Origin of the sequence: Nostoc sp. ChiQUE01b, assembly GCF_034531255.1 — a bacterium.
GTDB lineage: Bacteria > Cyanobacteriota > Cyanobacteriia > Cyanobacteriales > Nostocaceae > Nostoc.
On record NZ_JAVRBM010000005.1, the window covers coordinates 163,898 to 188,890 of the forward strand.

At 41.4% G+C, this 24,993-nt stretch carries 22 protein-coding genes and 2 riboswitches; of the genes, 17 read left to right on the forward strand and 5 right to left on the reverse strand.

The genetic code is table 11. The features are described from left to right. The first annotated feature begins 3 nt into the window (after positions 1-3). From RMY63_RS05670 to RMY63_RS05705, 8 genes are all read left to right on the forward strand, one after another. Positions 4-732, forward strand: a complete 729-nt coding sequence (locus tag RMY63_RS05670; RefSeq protein WP_322727761.1) for a Bax inhibitor-1 family protein — start codon at positions 4-6, stop codon at positions 730-732. A 234-nt stretch (positions 733-966) separates the two neighbouring features. Beyond that, positions 967-2,074, forward strand: a protein-coding gene (locus RMY63_RS05675; protein ID WP_322727762.1) for a PCRF domain-containing protein whose coding sequence is annotated in 2 segments (ribosomal slippage) — positions 967-1,041 and positions 1,043-2,074 — 1,107 coding nt in all. Because the reading frame shifts where the segments join, the coding sequence is not laid out codon by codon here. Between the two features lie 172 nt (positions 2,075-2,246). Next, positions 2,247-3,369 (forward strand): peptide chain release factor 2 gene (gene prfB, locus RMY63_RS05680; RefSeq protein ID WP_322727763.1). Its coding sequence is split into 2 segments (ribosomal slippage): positions 2,247-2,318 and positions 2,320-3,369, totalling 1,122 coding nucleotides; the frame shifts between segments, so codons are not numbered across the junction. A 133-nt stretch (positions 3,370-3,502) separates the two neighbouring features. Beyond that, positions 3,503-3,658, forward strand: a complete 156-nt coding sequence (locus RMY63_RS05685) for a DUF3285 domain-containing protein (protein ID WP_104904774.1) — start codon at positions 3,503-3,505, stop codon at positions 3,656-3,658. 160 nt (positions 3,659-3,818) lie between these two features. Next, positions 3,819-4,346, forward strand: a complete 528-nt coding sequence (ybeY, locus tag RMY63_RS05690; RefSeq protein WP_322727800.1) for an rRNA maturation RNase YbeY — start codon at positions 3,819-3,821, stop codon at positions 4,344-4,346. A gap of 153 nt (positions 4,347-4,499) precedes the next feature. Continuing rightward, a complete protein-coding gene (locus tag RMY63_RS05695) occupies positions 4,500-4,955 on the forward strand; it encodes a diacylglycerol kinase family protein (RefSeq protein ID WP_322727764.1) in 456 nt (151 codons plus the stop codon). Between the two features lie 475 nt (positions 4,956-5,430). Continuing rightward, on the forward strand, positions 5,431-6,030 hold the full coding sequence (locus RMY63_RS05700) for an aminodeoxychorismate/anthranilate synthase component II (RefSeq protein WP_322727765.1): 600 nt from the start codon (positions 5,431-5,433) through the stop codon (positions 6,028-6,030). Between the two features lie 3 nt (positions 6,031-6,033). Continuing rightward, positions 6,034-6,801, forward strand: a complete 768-nt coding sequence (locus RMY63_RS05705) for an MBL fold metallo-hydrolase (protein ID WP_322727766.1) — start codon at positions 6,034-6,036, stop codon at positions 6,799-6,801. Positions 6,802-6,910: 109 nt separating this feature from the next. Here the strand turns inward: RMY63_RS05705 and RMY63_RS05710 are convergent, their stop codons facing one another. Further along, positions 6,911-8,152, reverse strand: coding sequence for a VCBS repeat-containing protein (locus RMY63_RS05710; protein WP_322727767.1), 1,242 nt, complete (start codon positions 8,150-8,152; stop codon positions 6,911-6,913). A gap of 1,023 nt (positions 8,153-9,175) precedes the next feature. Between RMY63_RS05710 and RMY63_RS05715 the strand changes: the two genes are divergently transcribed. Beyond that, positions 9,176-10,486: an aminopeptidase P N-terminal domain-containing protein gene (locus RMY63_RS05715; RefSeq protein ID WP_322727768.1), complete on the forward strand. Its 1,311-nt coding sequence runs from the start codon at positions 9,176-9,178 to the stop codon at positions 10,484-10,486. A 49-nt stretch (positions 10,487-10,535) separates the two neighbouring features. On the opposite strand, the gene RMY63_RS05720 is transcribed toward RMY63_RS05715, so the two are convergent. Next, on the reverse strand, positions 10,536-11,726 hold the full coding sequence (locus RMY63_RS05720; RefSeq protein WP_322727801.1) for a HAMP domain-containing sensor histidine kinase: 1,191 nt from the start codon (positions 11,724-11,726) through the stop codon (positions 10,536-10,538). A gap of 444 nt (positions 11,727-12,170) precedes the next feature. Then, positions 12,171-12,392, forward strand: a riboswitch (cyclic di-AMP (ydaO/yuaA leader). Positions 12,393-12,490: 98 nt separating this feature from the next. Here RMY63_RS05720 and ntrB point away from each other — a divergent pair. From ntrB to RMY63_RS05760, 8 genes are all read left to right on the forward strand, one after another. Beyond that, the gene (gene ntrB / locus RMY63_RS05725) at positions 12,491-13,342 is read left to right on the forward strand and encodes a nitrate ABC transporter permease (protein WP_322727769.1); all 852 of its coding nucleotides are present in this window, start codon (positions 12,491-12,493) and stop codon (positions 13,340-13,342) included. Positions 13,343-13,440: 98 nt separating this feature from the next. Beyond that, positions 13,441-14,883: an ABC transporter substrate-binding protein gene (locus RMY63_RS05730; protein ID WP_322727770.1), complete on the forward strand. Its 1,443-nt coding sequence runs from the start codon at positions 13,441-13,443 to the stop codon at positions 14,881-14,883. 50 nt (positions 14,884-14,933) lie between these two features. Then, on the forward strand, positions 14,934-15,770 hold the full coding sequence (locus tag RMY63_RS05735; protein ID WP_322727802.1) for a nitrate ABC transporter ATP-binding protein: 837 nt from the start codon (positions 14,934-14,936) through the stop codon (positions 15,768-15,770). 16 nt (positions 15,771-15,786) lie between these two features. Further along, positions 15,787-15,996: riboswitch (cyclic di-AMP (ydaO/yuaA leader) on the forward strand. A gap of 202 nt (positions 15,997-16,198) precedes the next feature. Then, positions 16,199-16,819, forward strand: coding sequence for a universal stress protein (locus tag RMY63_RS05740; protein ID WP_322727803.1), 621 nt, complete (start codon positions 16,199-16,201; stop codon positions 16,817-16,819). Between the two features lie 551 nt (positions 16,820-17,370). Next, entirely contained in the window at positions 17,371-20,484 is a 3,114-nt protein-coding gene (locus RMY63_RS05745; RefSeq protein ID WP_322727771.1) for an MFS transporter, read from the forward strand. Between the two features lie 362 nt (positions 20,485-20,846). Further along, positions 20,847-21,119 carry a hypothetical protein gene (locus tag RMY63_RS05750; protein ID WP_322727772.1) on the forward strand — a complete coding sequence of 91 codons (273 nt, stop codon included), beginning with the start codon at positions 20,847-20,849 and terminating at the stop codon, positions 21,117-21,119. 280 nt (positions 21,120-21,399) lie between these two features. Next, positions 21,400-21,642: a hypothetical protein gene (locus RMY63_RS05755; protein WP_322727773.1), complete on the forward strand. Its 243-nt coding sequence runs from the start codon at positions 21,400-21,402 to the stop codon at positions 21,640-21,642. A gap of 118 nt (positions 21,643-21,760) precedes the next feature. Beyond that, the gene (locus RMY63_RS05760; protein WP_322727774.1) at positions 21,761-22,702 is read left to right on the forward strand and encodes an alpha/beta hydrolase family esterase; all 942 of its coding nucleotides are present in this window, start codon (positions 21,761-21,763) and stop codon (positions 22,700-22,702) included. Between the two features lie 12 nt (positions 22,703-22,714). Here RMY63_RS05760 and RMY63_RS05765 read toward each other — a convergent pair whose 3' ends face one another. From RMY63_RS05765 to RMY63_RS05775, 3 genes are all read right to left on the reverse strand, one after another. Further along, positions 22,715-23,545, reverse strand: coding sequence for a dienelactone hydrolase family protein (locus RMY63_RS05765; protein ID WP_322727775.1), 831 nt, complete (start codon positions 23,543-23,545; stop codon positions 22,715-22,717). Between the two features lie 141 nt (positions 23,546-23,686). Next, positions 23,687-24,208 carry a DUF29 family protein gene (locus tag RMY63_RS05770; RefSeq protein ID WP_322727776.1) on the reverse strand — a complete coding sequence of 174 codons (522 nt, stop codon included), beginning with the start codon at positions 24,206-24,208 and terminating at the stop codon, positions 23,687-23,689. A gap of 94 nt (positions 24,209-24,302) precedes the next feature. Further along, complete coding sequence (locus RMY63_RS05775) at positions 24,303-24,926, reverse strand: class I SAM-dependent methyltransferase (RefSeq protein WP_322727777.1); 624 nt, start codon at positions 24,924-24,926, stop codon at positions 24,303-24,305. Positions 24,927-24,993: the final 67 nt, after the last annotated feature.

A 24,993-nucleotide genomic window follows, 5' to 3' on the forward strand; every position in this document is an offset into this window, starting at 1 on the left:
AATATGAGCAATACCAGTAATTTTCGTGAAGCTATCCGTGAGGCTAAATCTCACGCCCTCGTTGGCCCAAATGTAATCGCCAACGCCCTCCCCTACGTTGGTGGTGGATTAGTGCTAACAGCATTAGGAACCTACGGCGGTTTGGGAGTTATCCGTACTAACCCCGAAATATTCTTTCCCACCTTCATTGGTGCAGTGATTTTGGAGTTAATTTTGTTCTTTGTTGCCCAAAATGTTGCCCAAAAAGGTAATAAGGGTCTTGCATTACCCCTATTGGCAACCTACAGCCTATTGTCTGGATATACTCTCAGTGGATTGGTGTATGTCGCTTTGAGATCCCAAGGTGTTGGCATTCAAGGGATTGGGTTGGCTGCCCTTGGTTGTGGTGTCACTTTTATTGCTGCCCGTCAAATAGGTTCAAATCTTTCTGAACAAGACGGTATGGCTTTGACAAAAACAATCAATCTTGGCGTTATCGCCTTGGTGGTTGTGTGCCTTGCCCAATTTGGGTTTGCCATGTTTGGTGTTTACACGCCAAATTGGTTAGAAATTGCCATCTCCGGTTTAGGAGTATTCCTGTTTATTGGGGTTTCTGTTGTCGATTTCTACATCTTGCCCCGCACTTACAGCGATGACCAATATCTGCCTGCTGCTTTGTCGATGTACTTAACTTACATCAACTTGTTCGTCTTTATCTTGCGGTTGCTAATTGCCATAAATGGCCGCGATTAATTGTCTGTAGGCACTCACAAAAGTAAAGTTTTATAAAGTAAAAACCGTGGTTAAATTTTTAGCCTCCACGGTTTTTTTCATTTGTTTAATACAGGACTTACGCAAGATGTGCCTGAAAACCTGATTATTGCGTAGCGGTAATTCATGAATTACCGCTACTTTCGTTATGTTTTGCGTAAGTCCTATAATATAAGTAGAATATGTAGATAAGTTAAGCCTCAAGTGAGCAAAACTATGCTTGAATTCTTAAACATCAAAATCGAAGTAGAAAGATTGTCTAATATCTTAGGGAAGGCCGAAGACTGTCTTTGACCTTCAATATTTGACTGCAAGAATTCAATATTTAGATCAAGTAATTGCTCAACGTGATTTTTGGAATAATCCAACCCTTGCTTATGAGACACTTCAAGAAATTGAATACTCCATATTCTACAAGCATCAGCAATATCAACGCTGGTGTTCGATTCTAGAAGATATCAAGGCTGCACTGGAATTGTTGGAATTATCAGCCGATGAGCAATTGTGGCAAGAGGCGCAAACCAACCTTACCCAACTCCAACAAGAACTCGAAACAGCAGAAATACGACAATTATTGTCTGACCCCCACGACAAAAAAGCTGCATTACTCACTATTACTGCTGAGGTTGATAATGCAGACAGTCAGCACTGGGCATATATGTTGCTGCAAATGTATTGGCGTTGGGGAAAAAGCCACAATTATCAAGTGGATGTAGTAGAGATTTCTGAAGGTAATGAGGGCGGAATTAAGTATGCAACCTTAGAAATTACAGCACGTTGTGCATACGGCTACCTCAAATCAGAAACAGGCACACATCAACTACAACAGATATCGCCCTTCGATGTTACTAACACCTTGCGGACAAGTTTAGCTAGTGTGCAAGTTATCCCAATATTGGGTGAGTCTGTTGAGTGGGAGATTCCAGAGAAGGATTTGGAAATTACTTGGCCTCGCTATCGGGGGAATGTCAACCGGACAGAAACATGGGTAAAAATGGTTCACATTCCTACTGGGATTAGTGTATCTTCTAACCAACAGCGTAGTCAGATGCAAAACAAAGAGAAAGCCTTAGCTATTCTCAAGAGTAAACTGTTTGCGATGTCTACGACGGGCTACGCCTACGCACTAGCCCAAAGTGTCCAGCAAATTGACCAAATTCAACCCCGGCAGATAAAATCTCTATCCAACAAGCTCATTCGAGAATATATCTTGCATCCTTACACCAAGGTGAAAGATTTACGCACTAATGTAGAAACACCTGCTGCGGCAGCGGTCTTAAAAGGTGAAATTGATTTGTTTATCAAAGCCTATCTGCAACAATAAAATCAAACCACCTCTTTTACGAAAGAAGTGCTTGATAATTCAAAGTAATTTTTGTAACTTCCTAAGTGGTGCAGAGAGAATTTGCTCAACTACGGCTAAAATTAATAAATACAAGTAGAAGAAAGAGCAATTTTCCAATCCAAAGCGCTCTATCTATCATTCAGCAAGCCCTATGGAAGTTTTAGAACTAAAACGCGAAATCGAAACGTTGTCTAACCGCCTGGGTAAAACCCAGGACTATCTTTGACGTACCTGCACTGACAGCCAAAATTCAAGACCTCGAAAAAATATCAGCACAGCCAGAATTCTGGAATGACCAAACCCAGGCCCAACAAACACTGCAAGAACTCAACGACCTGAAAGCCCACCTCCAGCAATACGATCGCTGGCACGCCAATCTAGAAGATACTAAAGCAGTTGTTGAATTATTGGAGTTAGAAACTGATGAGGCACTACTCCAAGAAGCCGAATCTACCATCACTAAACTGAATCGTGACCTCGATCAGTGGGAGTTACAACAGTTACTTTCTGGCCCCTATGATGCCGAAGGTGCTGTACTGACAATTACTGCTGGTGCTGGTGGCACAGATGCTCAAGATTGGGCATTTATGCTGATGCGGATGTACACCCGTTGGGGCGAAGCTCACGGCTATAAGGTAATTTTAGCTGAAGAGTCGGAGGGTGATGAAGCCGGAATTAAATCGGCAACCCTAGAAATTACTGGTCGTTATGCTTATGGTTACTTGCGTTCAGAAATGGGTACACATCGTTTAGTGCGAATTTCCCCTTTTAATGCTAACGGTAAGCGGCAAACCAGTTTTGCAGGGGTGGAAGTGATGCCGCAGATTGATAACTCTGTACAATTAGATATTCCAGACAAGGATTTGGAAATCACCACAACTCGCTCTGGTGGTAAAGGTGGCCAAAATGTCAACAAAGTAGAAACTGCGGTACGGATTGTTCACCTTCCCACGGGTCTTGCCGTGCGCTGTACAGAAGAGCGATCGCAGCTGCAAAATAAAGAAAAAGCCCTAAATCGCCTCAAAGCAAAGCTGTTGGTCATCGCCAAAGAGCAACGTGCCCAAGAAATTGCCGAAATTCGTGGCGATATGGTAGAAGCCTCCTGGGGAAACCAAATCCGTAACTATGTATTTCATCCATACCAAATGGTGAAAGATTTGCGTACAGCTACGGAAACAACAGCGATTGGCGATGTGATGAATGGCGAACTTGATACATTCATCCAAACTTATCTCCGCCAAGAAAATAAACTAGTAGAAAACACTCTGGTATAGAATTTTGCTCAATACATAACATCCCGATTGCTAAGGCGTTTCTTTTTGAAACGCCTTAGTAATATATGGGCGATCGCAATCCCATAGCAGACCCAACTGTTACAGTTATAAAAGAGTCTGTAGACAAATAACTATGAGCAACTCTCCTTCAACAGAACCTCAACCTAGCTACGTTAAACTCGCCATGCGAAACATGGTGCGGAAGGGTGGAACTTCCTTAAAGCATTTTGCGTTGACTGCTGTAGGGCTTTTAGCTCTGCTTGTTGGTCTTGCTTACCTCACTCACTAAGCTATTACGCATTTAAGTTGTATCTTTACTGGTGTTCGCGCAGCGTCTCCTTCAGGAGAGGGCTGTCATTAGTCATTTATATTTCAAAGGACAAATGACCAATGACAAAGGACACTCTTAACGACAAATCGGAAACCTCAGACAAGGAGACTATGTGCCTCTGAGAGTTGAACTATATGTGGAGGAGTATTTTTATGATTTGTCCCCGACAATATCTGTAAAGATTGACGAGACTAATGTCCGAATTACTCCTGAAACTTGGGAAAACTGGTTTAATCACTGGTTGGAAATTCTTCAGCCTCAGATTCCACCAGCACCAAGTTATGAAATCGGGCTGCGTTTGACAGATGACTCGCAAATTCAAGAACTGAACGCTCAATATCGTCAGCAAAATAAGCCGACAGATGTTCTAGCCTTTGCTGCTTTAGAGGTGGATTTTCCTCAAAGCAAAGAAATGCTTGCCTCTGTACCATTATATTTAGGTGATATTATTGTGTCTGTAGATACAGCACAACGCCAAGCTCAACAACAGGAACATAGCTTACCTACTGAGCTAGCCTGGTTAGCTGCTCACGGTTTATTACATCTGTTGGGCTGGGATCATCCTGATGAAAAAAGTTTAGAGCGAATGTTAAAACAGCAAGTGAGATTGCTGAATGCAATAGGTATTGCTATTGACATGGAATAGCAGTAGCTGATGTATCTCTTAATGTCAATTTTGGGTAATACTTTTATAATACTTCTGTGGAAAATTGCCTAAAGATTGCCTCAAAGTTAATTCTGCCATTAAGATCGGCGAATATTCCCACTGTAGCAACTCTGTTCTTGTGTTTTTAAGTGTATGTCCCAAAAAATTTCTCCCTCACCAACGCCTACCTCGTTACAAACACTAGTGTCTAACGAACGGGAATTCTCCTGGAAAGTAGCCTCTAATTTATTTATTAGTTTTAAATATGCCTGGGCTGGAATCAGCTATAGTTTTCAAACTCAACGTAACTTTCGCATCCACGTAAGTGTTTGTGCTTTAGCGATCGCTTTAAGCGTTTTTTTGCATCTGCAAGCGGTGGAAATAGCGGTAATTGGTATAACTAGTGGTTTAGTTTTGGCATTAGAGTTACTAAATACAGCGATCGAGTCTGTTGTGGACTTAACCGTTAAGCAGACATACCATGAATTGGCAAAAATTGCTAAAGATTGTGCGGCTGGTGCAGTGCTTGTCTCTGCTTTCGTAGCGATGTTAGTAGCAGGTACGCTATTGCTCCCTCCCCTGGTAACGTTAATTATATCGGCTTTGTAGAAGTGATTTGCTCCAATGTAGCCCGCACTTCTCTACAAGACGCTCTTGCTAGCTTGCTTCCACGTTCGCGTAGCGTGCCGTAGGCAAGTGGTACGACAAAGCTCAGTGACCACCGTAGGTATCGTCAAGTGAGCCGATAAGAGGATCGCATGTCCGATCCCCTGGAGAATACATTATAAGCAATTTAGAATTGAACAAGTGGCTTATCGTAGAGTAGCCGCTTCATATTTACGTGTCCACTTTAAGGTTATTTTTACATCTAGCGAACAAATAAATAAGTAGGCAAGAATAAATCAAATTATGTTACGCAATGTGAAATAAATTAAATTGGTTGGTAGTAATCGACTCTAACTCTATTTTAAGGGCTAAAGTCACTTACTACAAACCTTTAATTATTCACGCCCACTCACTTAGTATGAGATATTTGTCTATGCTGTTGCAACTGATGAGTGATAGAAGCCAGGAGTTATAAACTTTGATTATAGTTATCGACAATTACGATAGTTTTACATATAACTTAGTACAGTACCTGGGAGAATTGGCTTCAGAGTTCCCAGTGGCAGATGATATTAAAGTTTTTCGTAACGACAAGATATCCATAGATGAGATTCGGGCATTAAAGCCAGAAGCTGTAGTTATTTCTCCTGGGCCAGGTCGCCCGGAAGATGCCGGTATTTCTTTAGAATTGATTGAACAGCTAGGACAAGAGTTACCAATTTTGGGTGTCTGTTTGGGACATCAAAGCATTGGTCAAGTGTTCGGTGGTAAAATAATTTCTGCTCCAGAGTTGATGCATGGCAAAACCTCTCAAGTGTCTCACACTGGAGTGGGGGTTTTCCGGGGATTAGAAAATCCTCTGACCGCCACCAGGTATCATAGTTTGGTAATCGAACGTGAGACTTGCCCAGATGTGTTAGAAATCACCGCTTGGGTTGAAGATAACACCATTATGGGAGTGCGACACCGGAACTATCCTCACATTCAGGGCGTCCAGTTTCACCCAGAGAGTGTCCTGACATCTTCAGGAAAACAGTTATTGCGAAATTTTCTGGAACAGTTACAGTCAAGAGCATAATTAATGAAACGACGACAGTTGATGGGCTATGCTGGGGCGGGGTTAGTCACAGCTTTGGTTACTACCTTGGGTTCTGAATCTCAAGCTGACGCACAATCTAGCGGTTTATCAGTTCAGTGGTTGGGTCATACTTGCTTTCTTTTTACTGGTGGTGGTGCGAAAGTTCTCGTCAATCCATTTCGGACGGTCGGCTGTACTGCTGGGTATCGTCCACCAAAAGTTGCAGCAGATTTGGTACTGATTAGCAGCCAACTGTTAGATGAAGGTGCTGTGGATGTACTACCGGGAAATGCAAAACTCATCTACGAACCAGGAGTTTATGAGTTTAAAGGTATTAAATTCCAAGGAGTTGCCATAGACCATGATCGCAAAGGTGGTAGACAGTTTGGTTCAAATACTGCTTGGAGTTGGAAGCAAGGCGGAATTAATATCCTACACTTAGGCGGAGCCGCTGCACCCATTTCCATTGAGCAAAAAATCCTGATGGGGCGTCCCGATGTAGCGTTTATTCCAGTGGGAGGCAGTGCAAAAGCCTACAATGCTGAGGAAGCAAAGCAGGCTGTTCAAGTGTTAAATCCCAAGTTAGTGATTCCGACCCATTACCGTACACAAGCGGCTGATGCTGCTAAGTGCGATCTCTCGCCACTGGATAATTTTCTGACCTTGATGCAAGGGATGACAGTGCGGCGTAGTAACGGAGATAGTATTTCCATTAGCCCTGGTAAATTGCCGGAAAAGGGGGAAATTCAGGTTTTGAGTTACAAATTTTGAATAAAGGGGACTGGGGACTGGGGACTGGGAAAGGAGCAGGGGAAGAATTCCAAACTCCTAACTTTTGTACAGACGCGATTAATCGCGTCTCTACTCCTAACTCCAGCCTTTAGAACGTATACCACTCTGGGCCAAGCTTATCTGCGTCGCTGATGGGATTCTCAACTGCTGTCGTTTCATTTATAGTCCAAATGTTGTCTGTACCTGCTGTCTGATCGCGCCAGTAGATATCGGTCTTACCATCGCCGTTGAAATCGCCAAGGGATGGTGTCAAGGCCGCGTTATTAGCTGGTAAGAAAGCTTCAGTCGCAACTGTTGTGCCATCCATCAACCAAGCGGTGTTTGCACCTGTGGTTCCATTGTGCCAGAAGATATCGGTCTTGCCATCACCGTTGAAGTCACCAATTTTGGAAGTCCAGGATGAGTCAAGTGTGCCCAAAGCACCCTCTGTGACTAAGATACCATTTATCGTCCAAACCTTGTTCTCACCGGTTTGAGCGTTTCTCCACAGAATATCAGTCTTATAGTCGCCGTTGAAATCACCAAGGCTAGCAGTCCAGGCGGGATCTTGTGATTGCAGTGCCAATTCAGTCTTTTGCGTACCATCCATAAACCAAGCTGTGTTATCGCCTGTTGTCTGATTGCGCCAGAAGATATCACTCTTGCCATTGCCGTCGAAATCAACAATGGTAGGAGTTAGTGCTGTGTCTGTAGTGTCTAGAACAGTTGCATTCAGAACAGTAGTGCCATCCATCTCCCAGATAGCGTTCTCGCCAGTTGTGCCATTATGCCAGAAGATATCGGTTTTGCGATCGCCGTTGAAATCTCCAATCTGAGGAGTCCAGGCTGGATCGACGCTACTTAGAGCAGCCGCACTACCAACTTTGGTTCCATCCATCAGGACAATGCTATTCTCACCGGTTGTCTTATTGCGTAATAAGAAATCGGTTTTGCCATCAGCATTGAAGTCAGCAATTTTGTAATCATAGGCGGATAGATCAAATTGACCCAAAGAACCCTGTTCAACAACTGTTGTGCCATCCATCAACCGAATGATAATCTCACCAGTTGAAGAATTGACCCAAACTTTGTCTGTTTTACCATCACCGTTAAAGTCAGGAGTAATCGCCGCACTAGTTAAGTAAGGATTAGGATTGGGATTTGCTGACGTTTTAACAGGCGCAGTCACTGGTTCACTTTCTATTGCTAGTGAAGAACTCTTATTTCCAAACCCCAAATCATAATTTAAACTCTTAAGAGAAGTTGTCAAGATTTCTGATTTTGCAAAAGAATCTGATAACAATCGAGATGTATTCAAAGATAAGGGTGAGGAATTTTGATTTCCAGACATGGTGTATTTTTATGGTTGGTTGTTATATTCTTTTAACTTTTTTTGGCAATCTCTTTCTGTAACGAAATAACATTTACCTGAGCTTCAAGATTTCTTTATAACTATTTTTTATTTATTAATGTCATTTTTTGAAGATAAATATTTGTTTTAAACTATTATTCTAAAGTTTTCAAGTTCTAGATAAGCAATTACAAAATATTTTTTGTATTTTATATAATAATCCGATTTGATTTTTGAATAAAATTAGGTATTTGTAGGGTGCGTTCGCGTTTTGCGTAACGCACCATTCTTAAGGATTCGGTGCGTTACGCTATCGCTAACGCAACGCCAGTTGCTACAACGGAGGGAACCTCCGCAACGCACTGGCTCCCCTACGTATCTTTTCAAAAATCAAATAGTAGTCCTATATATGATTATTGCTAGACAATCAATGATTATTTTATCTATTTTCTTTGACATTTAAAGGTTTTATCAAAAATCTAATTGTATCTTTAACTGGTAATCAGTAAGATAAAAATATCCACACTAGCTACATATTTTTCTAAACTTAGATAGTCTTGATAATCCTTGTTTTGAGCGATGAATCTCTAACTACGAACTAGAATTTTCTTTAAAGTTTAATTATACCGACTTACAGAAGATAGATGCGATCGCTACATTATTCATAATAGATTTGTATAATCTTACCTTTGCTTTCTTGGCACTTTCTCAAGTATTGGCTGAAAATTCACTATTTTTTACTGTGTGTTGTTAGATTTATGAAATTTAAATAAAATAAAGCGTTATAAATTATTTCATAGATATCCTAAATCATTTAATAACAACAAGATTTCCAAGTTGTTTAAAAACTAGAAAATTTGAGTGTTTCGAGATAATTTATTCTTCTCCAATAATTTATAACTTGAGTGGAAACAAATATTGGTTAGAATAACTTAGATTAGCAACTATTAAGAAGCATCATCTGTGCATCTTCTAGTTGCAAAAAGTGTAAAATAACACAATACTTTTAGAAGTACATCAACTATGCAAGCAGAATATCGGCAGCGTCGCGAGCAATTAATGGCAAAAATTGGTGATGGGACAGCCATTTTTCGCAGTGCGCCAATGGCAGTGATGCACAATGATGTCGAGTATGTTTATCGCCAAGACAGTGATTTTTTTTACTTGACTGGTTTTAATGAACCACAAGCAGTAGCAGTGTTAGCGCCGCATCATTCAGAACATCAGTTTGTGCTGTTTGTCCAACCAAAGGATCGCGAAAAGGAAGTATGGACTGGTTATCTTTGTGGGGTAGATGCAGCAAAAGAAATTTATGGTGCTGATGAAGCGTACCCCATTAGTGAGTTAGATGAAAAATTGCCGCAGTATTTAGAAAAAGCCAGCCGGATTTATTATCACTTAGGACGCGATCGCAATTTTAACGACCAAATTCTAAGACATTACCAAAGTTTATTGCGGACTTATCCGAAGCGCGGTACTGGACCGATCGCTATTGAAGATACTGGCCCTGTCCTCAACAGCATGAGATTGATCAAAAGTGAAGCGGAGTTGGAATTGATGCGTCAAGCAGCTGCGATCGCAACTGTTGCACACAATTATGCACAAGAAATCGCCGCACCCGGACGTTATGAGTACGAAATTCAGGCGGAGATGGAACGGATCTTTCGAGTCCGGGGTGGCTTAGGGCCTGCTTATCCTTCAATTGTGGCTTCTGGTGTAAATGCTTGCGTACTACACTACATTGAAAATAATCGTCAAATGCAGGATGGAGAATTACTGCTAATTGATGCTGGTTGTGCTTACGGTTATTACAACTCCGATATTACCCGGACATTTCCTGTTGGAGCTAAGTTTACGCCAGAACAAAAGACTTTGTATGAGATTGTTTTGGAAGCACAAAAACAAGCGATCGCTCAAGTCCAACCAGGTAATCCCTTCAAATTAGTTCATGATACAGCAGTGCGCGTTCTCACAGAAGGTTTAGTCGAACTTGGCATTCTCAAAGGTGAAATTGATCAGTTAATTGAAGAAGAAAAATATAAACCATATTATATGCACCGCACCAGTCATTGGTTAGGTTTAGATGTCCATGATGTCGGTGTTTATCAGCATGGTGAAGACAAACCTCAAATTTTACAACCAGGTCAAATTTTGACAGTGGAACCAGGACTATATATAGTGCCAGATACCAAACTAGCAGAAGACCAGCCAGAGACCGATCCTCGATGGGTTGGGATTGGTATTCGGATTGAAGACGATGTGTTAGTTACACCTGGGGGACATGAGGTTTTAACTGCGGGAGTTCCCAAAGCTGTAGATGAAATCGAAAGATAGAAAATGGGCATGGTAGACATCATCCCTAAGCCGCGACTGGAAGTCGCTTTTAAAATCCCACTTCTAAGGGAAAAATTACGGTAAAAGTAGAACCAACGCCTACCTGCGAGGCTAGGTTAATTTGACCTTGCAATAGTTTTACTAAACGCGAGACGATCGCTAACCCCAATCCTGTACTATCAGCAAGATAAGGACGATCGCTAGAACTTACGCGAAAGTATGGTTCAAATATCTGGGCTTGGTTTTCGGGTGCAATGCCAACTCCAGTGTCAGAAACTGCGATCGCCCATCTCTGGTTCTCCAACACCTGACACATGATAATAACAGTCCCTAACTCTGTATAACGAATTGCATTACTAATAAGATTTGTAATAATTTGTTGCAATTGAAAAGAATCTGTGATAATTTTTTCAGGTATGTGATCGCAATCGACTACTACTTGTAAATTTTTTCCCGTAGCTAAAGGTTGCAACATTTCACACACCTTATCGATTAATTCACGCACATTGGTAGGTGCTGATTGGAGTTTTATCTGTCCGGCGTCATAGCGCGAAAGTTCTAGTACATCATTAATTAGATGGAGTAACTGTCTACCATTACGTAGTACCCGCTCAATATGTTCTAAATTGCTAAAGCTGTCTTTGATATCAGTCTTTCGTCGTTGTTGGCGTAAAAATAGATCCGAATAACCAATAATGGAAGTTAGGGGATGTTTTAATTCGTGGGCTAGTTGGGAAAGATACTCTTGATTAGCGCTAATTAGCCGCGTGAGTTCATCATTATGGAGCGTTAGTGATGCTTGTAACTTCTGTAATTCCCGCAAGCGTTCCTCAACATAACTCTTAAAACATCGAGCGATCGCTTCGTCTATAATAGCGTCAATCAAACGTATGGAACGAATTATCTCTGATGGGATTCCCTTTAATAAATCTGCTTGTAGAGCATCAAATATTACTGTTCGCAGCAGATGATATTCTCTGGCAATTTCTGCTGGATCAAAACCTTGTTCGGCTCGAATCGCTCCATGCTGAAAACTGGCAGTAACCATTGATTGAATATCATTCTCCTGAGATTTTGAAAGCACTGTCACCATAGCTTTCAAAACATCAGGGATGTGATCCTTTACTGCTGTATAAGATAGGTCATCAGCACTTTCAATCCGTCTATCTTTACGAACTGCTAAAATCCATTTATCAAGGATGGTGTCCTTTTTTTCAGCCAGGAGTTGACTAAAATCCATTATCTTAAATTCAGCTAGGAGATAGATGAGTAAACTTCCATATCCCAATAGTTTAGCCACTAGAGTGGTTTTTTACCAAAATTAATCAGATTTTTCACCTACCAAAAGAAATAGATTTTACAGATTTTTTCGTTACTTAGATTAACAACCGTATATAAAAGTTAAATTGTATAATATATATCTTGACTTTAGCAACTTAAAAGTCTAGCTGTTAACAGCCTTAATGCTTGACCGGCTGAAGTTATTTAGCTAGCTGTGCAAGGATTTAATTCACAAGATAACCAAAATCATAAATTTTCTAGATTACCGAAAAGTCAGGGTAGCTAGTTGATTGAAGTAATAAAAGCAACAACATAGAGTGTAATACAGATACTTTCACTGAAGATGGATGTTATATTATGTATATCAAAGAATGTTATAATCTACATATCTTCATATTGAATTAGAGTAAGTCAGCCTAATTCAGCAGATCGCAGTGCGGGATGTTGGAACGGAGGAACCAAATTGTGGGGCGTATCTCAAAGAAAGTGAGGAGTTGAGAGTGAGGAGTTAAAAGTTAGTTTACTAAATACTTAACTCATAACTCATAACTCATAACTTTCTTCAGAAGGGCATCTCTCAGCCCTAGCCCGTCAGCTAACTTCGTAGGCATTGAGAGGAGACTGAAGAGACGGCATTTTATATAATGTTCCGATCTCATCGGTATCCAAGGCTGGTACTGCTCAAATTTTTTGTACCTGCACTTAAATCTGTTGAGGTCGTAAATGATATTTCAACTAAATTTAGTAGCGATCGCAGCGATCGCTGGACAAGCTGCTTGGAAAAAGGCAAAACCTGTTATCCTCAAAGATGTCTTCTTTCTACCTGTGTTGGGGTTTTTAGGAATAATTGTCTTGTGGTGGATTGTTGCACTTGCCAACCATGAATTGATGCCCACCCCACCAGAAGCGTTAATCGCTAATCTAGACTACATCAGATTTCCCTTCTACCAACGAGGCCCGGGCAACTTAGGAATTGGTTGGCTGTTGATCGCAAGTCTGCGCCGGGTATTATTAGGCTTTTTGTTAGGTGCGGTAGTAGCGATTCCTCTGGGGTTTCTAATTGGTATGTCCAGATCGGCAATGCTAGCGCTCAATCCCATCATTCAAATTTTTAAACCTGTATCGCCCCTAGCTTGGCTGCCCATCGCCTTAGCAATTTTCAATTTAGCAGAACCTTCAGCGATTTTTGTCATCTTTATTACCTCCTTGTGGCCGACAATTATTAATACCGCTTTAGGAGTTTCTAGCGTTCCCAAAGATTATTTAGATGTGGCACGAGTACTGGAAATGCCGCGTTGGCGACGGATTACAAAAATAATTTTGCCTGCAAGTTTACCGTATATTTTTACGGGCTTACGAATTAGTTTAGGGATAGCTTGGCTGGTTATCGTCGCCGTAGAAATGCTCACAGGCGGTATTGGTATCGGCTTCTTTGTCTGGGATGAATGGAGTCGCTTAAACCTGAGTTCAGTCTTTTTAGCTGTGTTCATAATTGGCTTAACTGGATTAATTCTTGATTACGCTGTGGGCAAAATCCAAGAATTAGTCACCCATCGCCCTACAACTTCTAATTGATTAAATTTTTTCGCATCAAGACTAAGATACTTTTTTATTTTGCACTTTTGCCTTAGCCTATCTTACCAACCAAATTAATCACCAATGGAGCTACAAGAATGGGTGATAATAACTGGACTCGACGAGATTTTATCAAAGGAATCGGAGCAACCACAACCGGAATCGCACTATCTTCTTGTGCGATTTCAGGAGATAGATCCGCCAAAGGACTAACTGAAGATGCCTTAGCTGTGCAACCAGTAGTTAGATACCAAGACCTAGAAAAACCCGACCTCACCATTGGTTACGTTCCTGTTAATGATTGTGCGCCATTTGCGATCGCCTGGAAAAAAGGTTTCTTTCGCAAATATGGTTTGAACGTCACACTTAACCGCGAAGCCAGTTGGGCCACCTCCCGCGACGGTTTAATATTTGGTCGTCTGGATGCTTCGCCCGTAGTCTCCGGTGCCGTCACCAACGCCAGAATTGGTGCCGAAGGCGCACGCCACGCCCCCTTATGTGCAGCCATGACTATCCATCGCCACGGTAACGCCATGACGATGAACAAAGCCATGTGGGATTTTGGGCTGCGCCCGTGGTACGAGTATCAAGAAAAATATGGTGATGGCGCGCTGGAAGCCTTTGGGCGCGATTTCCGAGGCTACTTTGACAACCAACCGCCAGAAGGGAAAGTTTGGGCGGTTGTTTTGAGTTCCGCTATTTACGAATACTTTATCCGTTACTTATCCGCCGCCGCAGGTGTCGATCCCCTTAAAGAGTTTCGCGTCATCATCGTTCCGCCCCCCCAAATGGTAACAAACGTGCGGATTGGTGCTATGCAAGCTTACATGGTTGCAGAACCGTGGAATACACGAGCAATTACAGGTAATGAAAACATTGGCTTTACCTTCGCACAAGGCAAAGAAGTCTGGCTGGGACACCCAGATCGTTTGTTGGCAGTAATGGAATCTTTCATTGACAAATATCCCAAAACCTATCGTTCCCTCGTCAAAGCGATGATTGAAGCTTGTCAATATTGCAGCAAAGTAGAAAACCATCAAGAAGTAGCCGAACTGCTTACAGAACGTTCCTTTACAGGTGCTAGACCCAAAAATAAAAATGCTCCAATCGCAAAATTTACAAGTCCCGGAATTCTCGGCAACTATAACTATGGCGGCTTTGACGGCAAAGACCGCACCATCAAAGCCGCTGACACTACAATTTTCTTCGATATTCCTGACAACCTTCCTAAACAGCCAGGAGAACACTCCACATTCTTATGGAGATCCAGAAGTATCTGGTTAATGACACAAGCAGCGCGGTGGGGACAAATTCATAAATTCCCCAAAAATGCCGACAAACTAGCCCAACAAGGCTGGAGAACAGATTTATATCGGGAGATAGCATCGGAAATGGGCATTGAATGTCCCAAGGATGATTACAAGGTCGAACCACCAGAAGTATTTATAGATAAGAAAGGCTTCGACCCCAGCGATCCTGTGGGTTATCTGAATAGTTTTGCCATCAGGGCTAACGCTCCCACTCGCTTTTTCATGTCTTAAATCCCAAGTTTAAATATTGATTGACTAAATTATTTGCGGAGCATTTGATGATGGAATATACCTCATTGCCTATTAATACTCAGACCGAAGTTCTGCCCCGCCCTGGATTTTTAGAAGTTGAAAATTTAGTCAAGTCTTATCCGACACCTGATAAAGATAATTTTGTTGTCTTAGATGGAGTTAATCTTACGATTAATGAAGATGAATATATTTCTGTAATTGGCCACTCAGGTTGTGGTAAATCAACTCTACTAAAGATAGTAGCTGGTTTAGAAAAAGCAACTTCTGGCTCAGTCAGGCTAGATGGACAAGAAATTCGTCAGCCGGGAGCCGAAAGGATGATGGTATTTCAGAACTATTCGCTGTTACCTTGGTTAACAGTGCGAGAAAATATCCGTTTAGCCGTGGATGAAGTGTTAAAAAACGCTAATAGGGCTGAAAAAATTAGCATTGTAAATCAACACTTGGCAATGGTAAACTTGACGGCGGCGGCTGACAAATATCCCGATGAAATTTCTGGAGGTATGAAACAACGAGTAGGTATTGCCAGAGCCTTAGCAATTCGTCCCAAAATGTTGCTGATGGATGAACCTTTTGGGGCATTAGATGCACTAACTCGTGGCAAATTGCAGCGGCAGGTATTGGATATTTGGGAAAATAATCGTCAAGCAGTGATGATGATTACCCATGATGTAGACGAAGCAATTTATATGTCCGATCGCATCGTCTTGATGACCAATGGCCCAGCCGCTAATATCGGGGAGATTTTAGAAGTTCCTTTTGAGCATCCACGCGATCGCGCCGCCATGCGAAACTCAAAAGAGTATTTTGAACTCCGCAACCATGCCTTAAATTTCCTCGATCGATATTTTGCTCAAGACGAGTAAATTAGATTATCATTTTTTTAGTGGGTAGCCTAATTCAAATTCATGAAAGCTGGATTTGGAACGGAGGAACCATATTGTGGGGCGTATCTCATAGAAAATGAGGAGTTAAGAGTCAGAAGTTAAGAATTATTAATATTAACTCAGTACTCAGCACTCAGCACTCCTAAGAGAGAGACACCTTCCAGTCTTAGCCCGTCAGCTAACTCCGTAGGCAATGGAAGGAACCCCCAAGACTTTGGCTGTAATACAGTTATTATTGGGGTTTCCTTAACTGATTTAAGATTTGAAATTTTGGTTATCATCACTCAATCTAAAATGCAAAATCGTTTGACTGAGCGTAGCTGAAGTCCAAAATCTAAAATTGGTCGCCCTGCTTCTCATTGCTAATTCATTTCATTGGGAGAAGTAAAGCTGTGCAAATTAAGCCAATGTTAGCACGTCTGCAAAGTGCCACAGGTCGGGATGATTTAATTGAACAAATGGTACTGTTGCCAGAACCAAAAAAACCTTTTTCTAAAAAACCTCAAAAAGCAAAAGCAGTTAATCTAATTGTTGCTTATGACGCATCTCCTAACAGTCATACAGCATTAGATATTGCCTTTTGGATTGCCCATCAAACGCGTTTAGCCACTAATGCAGAAGTTACAGTTCAAGCCGTTTATGTAGTAGAAGATAATCAAAGCAGTCAGTATCCAAATATTTTAAGCTTTCCCCAACAACAGCCTTCATTGGAATGTCAAGTCAGTGAAGTATCAAAGTCTGTCACCCAGGTATTAACTCAACCCAAGTTACAGACAGTGATAACTCCCCTGCAACAAGCAGATATAATTCTCTGGCAAGCGCGGAGTCTGGCTGAAGAATGGCAAGGTTCCTTCAAATCTCACCTACGGTTTGGTTCCATTGCCACAGAACTTAACAAAGTTGTTGAATCAGAAGCTGCCGATATTCTGTTTCTCGGTTGCAACTCTGTCAATCACCCGCTGATTGAGGCTTTAGGTTTTAATTTTCCCTGTGCTGTTTTAGGTATTCCCAGTTCTATTGAGGAATAATCGCTGTTTGAAATTTAAGTAATTTTTATCAAATTTTAATTTATAGATAAGTCACCTATATCTGGGTGGCTTTTTTGTTGCCAAGTAAACAATTCATCTTCGGGAGATTATACCATTTCACGAAATGCTTGATACAAATGATATGTCATTGCGTAGGCGAAGCCTTCCCGTTCACGCAGCGTCCCGAAGGGAAGGGTACGCAACGAAGTGGAGCGAAGCAATCACAAAGTATCTTGCTAATTTAATATTTCAATATGTAGATAATATCATAAGTATTGCTATAAATAAACAATTAAAATTTAAAAACAAAAGATATATTATATTTAATTTACGTGCCAATTTAATTATTTTTTTACCAATAGACAGTAAAAGTTATATCTTACGCTGGATAGAGCTTTCAGCCCTTGGAGAGATGCTTTAAACAGCTAAATTCTACGATTCTGATTTGAAGAGTCAGGTATTGCCATAGGTACAAACATAATAAATACTAAGAGTTACTTCTCAAGAAATTCTTAATTCCCCCAAATTTAAACTTAGTAGAAGGAAATCCAATGTTCCAAAGTACGGAAATCATGGTGGGACTCTATAAACCACTATTGTGGTTAGCACAGGTTCCAGCAGAACCCTCAAACGTCACACCAGAACAAGCATCAGTTCTCATTTCCGGGCCGCGCTTTTTTGTGGCTTTAATCTCCGGCGTGATTCTTGCCTTTGCTTTCCAATTAGTTCTAACTAATCTCTCCCTTGCATTCGGTATTTCCTACCTGGGGCACTCATCTGACTCTGATTCAGATAGTAGGGAAGTCGAAAGTTTGGGCGGCAACATTCGCAAAATCGGTACATTAGTAGGATTTTGGACATTAGCCACTGTAACGGTTGCCTTATTCATCGCTTCTTACCTGGCAGTAAAATTGAGCCTTGTCATCTCAGATCGAGGATTGGGATCGATTCTCGGTTTGGTGATTTGGGGTGCTTACTTTTTGCTGCTAGTTTGGGTAAGTTCCACCACTGTAGGCTCCTTAATAGGCTCAGTTGTCAATACGGCAACATCTGGGTTTCAGGCAATTATGGGGACTGCTACCGCTGCACTTGGCGCTAAAACTGTGAGTAACCAAGTGGTAGCCACAGCTGAAGCCGCCGCCGCCGCCGTCCGTCGAGAACTAGGAAGCGCCATCGACCCCGTGAGTATCCGAGAAAACATTGAAGATTACTTAGAAAAGATCCGTCCTCCAGAACTCGATGTGTCAAAGATTCGGAGTGATTTTGAAAATTTACTCAACGATCCGCAATTAAAAGCGATCGCTGGGACTCCAGATATCCGCAACATCGACCGCCAAAAGTTTATTGAGTTAGTCAGTAGCCGCACCGATCTTTCCAAAAAAGACGTTAGCCGCATTGCTGATACTTTGTATAAAGTTTGGCAGCAAGTAGTAAGTCAGCAACCACCCACCGAAGACCGTTTGGGTGAGTTAATGGATTATCTGAAATCACTTCCAGCAGGACAAAGTAAAACAGATGAACTCAATGCCAAGCTGGATCGGTTATTAGCAGAAAAGCGTGATTCCAAAGAATCTGACCAAAAAGCAGCTGGTGGGCCAATTCAAAGTACACTCCAGCAAGGATTATCTGCCTTAACCGCCATTGTGTTGGGACGCACAGATTTGTCTGATTTGGATGTGGAAAAAATCTTGGGTAGTCTCACTAACGCTAAAGATAAAGTCACCGAACAAGCAGATAAGTTAGGCTTGCCAACACCGTCACAACCCTATAGTCCAATTCGGGCTGATGTCGAAAACTACCTGTACAATACTTATGCTTGGCAACTGAGTTCAGAAAGAATTGCCCAGGAATTTCATGATGTCATCTACGACCCAGCAGCTGACCCTGGAATCGTCCGCAGGGAACTAGAACGACTATCCCGCAATGATTTCGTCAAAATTTTGCAACAACGGGGATTACTTACCCAAGGTCAAATTCAGCGGATTGCAAATCAGCTAGAAACTGTCCGCCAACAAGTTTTGGTAACAGTGAAAGCTATTGAAGAAAGAGATATAGTCCAAGACTTGCAACGCGCAGTAGAAAGTTATCTGCTGATTACTCCCAAGGCAGATTTAACAGCCGAAGGCATTGAGCGGAATTTTAAACCACTGTTGGAAGACTCAGAGGCAGATTATGAAACCCTGACATTGCGATTAGCGCACCTTGACCGCCAAGAAATTCGGCAGATATTGCTACAACGTAATGATGTCCAGTTATATGAAGTAGATAGCATTGTCGATGAGTTGGAAAAACAACGCGATCGCGTCTTGGTGGAATCCAAAGGACTAGCAGAACAGGCACAATATCAAGCAGAAACCCTGTGGCTGAATGTAGAATCATATCTGCGTAACACCGGAAAATCAGAACTGAATCCTGATGGCATCCGCGCCGACTTCAAAAAGCTACTAGAAGATCCTCAAGCTGGAATTAACTCAATTCGGGCACGCTTGTCTCGCTTTGACCGCGATACCTTAGTACAGTTGTTGAGTCAGCGGGAAGATTTGAGTGAAGATCAAGTTCATCAAATCATCAATGCTACTGAGGAGTCATGGTACAATGTTCGCCACACACCCCAAATTGTAGTTGATAAAGCTAAAGAGCAATACGACTCTGTGACGACGACGATCGCAGATTATCTCCGAAATACAGGTAAACAAGAACTAAATCCTGAAGGTATTGGGCGAGATTTGAACAGATTGTTTGAAAATCCCAAAGAGGGAGCCGTCGCACTGCGCCGTCGGTTGTCGCAGGTAGACCGGGATACACTGGTGAAATTGCTCAGTCAACGCCAAGACTTGAGTGAAGAACAAGTCAATGAAATCATTGATTCCACCCAAAATTCGATTCGTAACTTTGTGCGTGCGCCTCGTCGCCTAGCTAGCCGCACACAGCAAAGAGTAGAATCATTCAAAGGTTATCTCGAAGAGTATCTGCGCCAAACTGGTAAAGAAGAACTCAACCCAGAAGGTATCAAACGCGACTTGCAATTATTGTTGCACGATCCACGAGTTGGGGTTGAAAGTTTTGGCGATCGCCTTTCCCAGTTTGACCGTTCTACGATCATCGCCCTGCTGAAAATTCGGGAAGATATTTCTGATGAAGAAGCGGCGCGGATTGCCGATAATATGGTGTCCGTAAGGGATCAATTTGTCGAACAAGTGCGGAGCATTCAACGAGGCATTCAAGATGCAATTGATGGGATTTTTGCCCGCATTCGTAACTATCTCAACTCCCTGGATCGCCCGGAACTTAACTATGATAGTATTAAGCGCGATATTCGCACAGTTTTTGACGATCCCCAGGCGGGTTTTGATGCCCTGCGCGATCGCTTGTCCTCCTTTGACCGTGATACCCTAGTGGCAATTATGAGTTCTCGTGAGGACATTTCTGAAGAAGATGCCAACCGGATCATCGACCAAATTGAACGGGCACGCAACACAGTATTGCAACGTGCAGAACGCCTACAGCAGGAAGCCCAACGCCGTCTAGAACAGGTAAAACATCAAGCACAGCGGCAAGCAGAAGAAACCCGCAAAGCCGCAGCTACAGCAGCGTGGTGGCTGTTTGCCACAGCATTCGTCTCTGCCATTTTCTCTGCATTAGGAGGAGCGATCGCTGTAGTTTAACAAGTTGTCTCCGCTAACTTTTCAGCCTCCCGGTATGGGGGGCTTTTCTATGTAACGGACACATACTCCTACGCAGAAGCAAGCTAGGCGTAGCATCTGCTAGAGAAAAAAGAAAAGAAAAAAAGGAGAAATACGTATTGGCAAATTTTGTGTAAGTATGTCTTTCAATTATGCCTTTCAATATAGTCATATATGAATATCCTTTACTGCTCTAATCTCAGCAATTAGATGGGTGAAAATAGAATTGGTTTAATGTTTTAATATTATTAAATAACTTGCAATCAAATTTCAGCCTACTATCAATAAATATACTCGTAATTTTTGCAAGTTAATAATTCTTACCTAAGTAGCAATTTCAAACAATGGAAAATACATTAATTGATAAAACCTTCCGTGATAGCAATGGCAAAATTGTTTTGGGTCAAATGCCAAACCCACCACTGATTCTTTGGATAGTTGCTAGTTTACTAACTCTAGTTTTTACAAGCGGTAAAATCAATACAGTGTTAGACTTTCTGGCAAATGGTTCCTTGTTTACTTGGGCGTGGATGGAGCTATTTCAAGGCGTTAATTATTTTCGCAGAGCGCTTGGTCTTGCCGTATTGATTGGGATGATCGCATACAAAATCCAGTAAATATCCATAACAAAGTAATAAATTATACTAGTAAAAAAGGAGTTCTAAACTCCTTTTTTTTGTCTAAAGTTTAAAATGTGAATAAAGTCATACTGAAATTATGACTTTATTACACTGTGTTTTATTATTCAGCAATTTAAACTGAGAGCAATACAGCAAATCAATTAAGTCGTGTAACAAACAAAACTTACTGTAAAGTTAATGGGTAAGAATATCTGTTCACAAATTATTGATAAATGCTGTATAGAACTCAAGTAAATTAATTGATGGAGATTTGAATATGAAACGTATTCTATTAGGTACATTACTTGCTCTCCCATTTGCAATTTCCTCTTTGCCGTCACAAGCATCAGCAGCAGAAATCATTGTCAGACCCAATATTCATAGAGCTGCTATTGTGCATAAACCTATTGTTGCTCGATTTCAACGAAAGTTAATTCCTGCACATTGGGAAACAGTACGACGCGGTAACAGGTGGGTTAAGGTTAGAGTTCCTGCTCGTTATGTCAATGTCAGAGTTTAATATCTAAATAGAGGCTAACAACTCAACTAGAGTTGTTAGCCTCTGTTAAGTAAAAATTTGTTGCTGAATAAGATTTTGAAGTAAATACAAGTAGCTGACATCAGTCAACTTAATCAACATGAATATATATCAAAATTCTCAGCTTGTTAAAAAAATTTTAATCTTTATATTAGGAATTAGTTTAGTAACAGCCTGCGATTCCATTCAGGCTGAAGAAAACAGTATAACTCAAGAAAAAATATTGATTGGTGATAATTATGGAGAACTATACGATCAAGGAAAGTTACGTACTTACTATTTTTACACTCCAAAATCTTATAATTTAGACCGCCCGATGCCGTTAGTTTTAGTGTTTCATGGAGATGATGGTAATGGTCGGTCTATTAGTAATGTGACTCGCTTCAATGAATTAGCAGATCAAAAAGGATTTATTGTTGTTTATCCAGACGGAATTGACCAAAAATGGAGCCTTAGAGGTAACACTCAAGGAAGGGTAGATGATGTTTTGTTTGTCCGTGCTCTGATTAATCATCTTCAGCAGCAACTTAATATTGATAGTCATAAAGTTTATGCTACCGGTTTTTCTAGAGGTGGCATACTTACCCAAGCACTGGCTTGTAAGTTACCTGATAAAATTGCTGGTTTTGCATCAGTAGCTGGTTCGCTCCCAGTTAGACTCAAACCTAGTTGCCAGCCTCAAACTCCCATATCGATGTTAACGATCAACGGTACAAACGATCGCGATGTCCATTATGAAGGTGATGACCACACTCAACGAGGAGCGCTGGTTTCGATCTCAGACATGGTAGAGTTTTGGCGATCGCACGATCAATGTACCTTATCGAATGCATCTTTGAATTTTTCTCAAGATAAAGTGAAAACCGCTCTCTACACAGGTTGTAGTGGCAACTCCGAAGTCTGGCAGCTAGCGGTAGTCAACGGTGGACATTTCTGGCCTGGTGGTTCCTCAACTGACGAGAGTTTAAACAAATTCAATGCCAAGCTGGGGCTGAACGCCAGTGAAACAATTTGGAACTTTTTTCAGCGTCACAGTTCATGAGTAGCTAATTTTTTAAACACCATTTTGCTTAAACCATGCCAAGAGGCGTTTCCAACCATCCTGAGCTTCTTTCTCACGGTAGGAGGGGCGATAATCGGCAAAAAATGCGTGGGGTGCATTGGGATAGACGATGATTTCAGATTTGCTGCTACTGGATTGTAAGCGATCGCGCATCTGCTCTACTGTATCAAGAGGAATACCTGTATCCTTGCCACCATAGAGTCCGAGAATGGAGACTGTCAGTTTTGATGCAATATCGACCGGATACTTGGGTTGAAGTTCGGTAGCATCGCCCACGAGTCGCCCGTACCACGCCACACCTGCCTTTACTTGGGGATTATGTGCTGCATATAACCAGGTAATACGACCGCCCCAACAGAAGCCTGTAATTCCCAACTTTTTGCCATTACCCTTAGCTGACTTCTTTGCCCACTCTATTGTGGCATCAAGATCGGATAACACCTGGTTATCTGGTACTTTGGCGACAATTGGACGAATTTCGTCTATGTTGCTTAACTTCGAGACATCACCTTGACGCACAAATAATTCGGGTGCGATCGCTAAATATCCCAACTGAGCAAAGCGACGAGTGATATCCTGGATATGTTCGTGTACTCCAAAGATTTCCTGGATTACCAGAACAATTGGGAAGTTTTCACCAGTGGCTGGTGCTGCTCTATAGGCAGGAATTTCGCCATCTTTGACGGGAATTTTCACCGCACCAGCTACTAACCCCTTGGCATCAGTAGTGATGACTCCGGCAGAAATGGGTTGTACTGCGAGGGCAAAACCTGTCGCCACTGTCGCTGTTGCAATAAATTTGCGGCGCGTTATTTCTTTCATTATCTCTACGTTGAATTACTAAGTTCTTTTATATTTAGGTTACTGTATGGTCAAATGCGCAAAAGGGTAGGTGTACAAATTTCACAACCTAAAAAAGTGCTTTTATCTCAATACCAGCAAGCGTTTCACCCCACTAATTTTTTACCGCCTACCTGCTTTCCAATCTTCTCCACCGGATAACTGAGTTAAATTTTCAGCCAAAACTGCGGGTAACTCCTTAGCTGTATAGGAATAATTTAGTGCTAAAAACTTCAATGCAGTCTGAATAATTTGGTTCCTATCCAGGATTTCAGACAGTTGGAATTGATTATATACTCCATTCATTACTTCATCGCTGGCATCAGCGATCGCATCTTCAATCACTTCCTCTTCTATCAAACTCTCCCACTCACCTAAATTAATATAGTAAGATTTTTTATTATCTTTGATATTAAGACTTTTAATTTCTCGGATTGAATTACGAATAGAATTTGTCCATGAACCAGTTAATCGTTGTTCTACCTGATTCTTAATCAAATGAATCAGCAGAATCCTTAAATAAGCTTGGATATTCCGCAGAATAGCTTGTTTACTCATGCCTTCTAATTCGTCTACAATTGCTAAGGCATCTGCATAACGTCCTTCCAAAATACTTTTTTTGAGGTCTATTAGTTCCTGCGTCATTTTTTCACTGCCTACCCGTTAAGTACTATATAAAAACAACCTATACTTTATTAATAGCAGAGTCTCTTAGCTGCCATTAATAAAATAGTATTTTTCATTTTTTCGCCTGTATCACTTGCAAACTCCCACCTGCATACAAAGTAGACTTACTCACTTCAAACCCAGTTTCAGTTAACAACTCAGCTAAATCAGTTTTCAGTAATTTCCAAGCTGTTTCCGTCTCAAACAACAACAAAAACACCGATATCCCCGGCCAAAATATCGGATTTGTCGGAGCATGAAAATCCACCAGCGTAAACACTCCTCCCGGCTTTAGCACCCGATAAACTTCATTAATAATTTTTCGTAATTGCTGAGGCTGCATCTCGTGTAATGCAACGCTGGTATGCACCACATCAAACAAATTATCTGCAAATGGCATCTTTTCAGCAAAAGCTTCTATGTATGAAGCTTCTGGTACATTTAGCCGCGCCCGTTGCAAAGACTTGGGTGAAGCATCCAATCCTGTTACGTTTTGTGAATTTTTTACTAAAAACTCCGTCGTTTGGCCACTACCACAACATAAATCTAAAACCTGAGAATCTGAGTGAATTGTTAAGCCTTGCAAAGCAAGTTGCCGAAAACGGGCTTCACCACCTACGCTTAAGGCTGCTAAACGAGAGATGCCATCATATAGCCACTGATAGCGGTAACTCCAATCCCTTAAAATTGTTGCCATTGCATATTTCCTTGCTATTAAGCTTTATATTTAATAAAGATATATTGTTAACATTAGTAAAAAACCT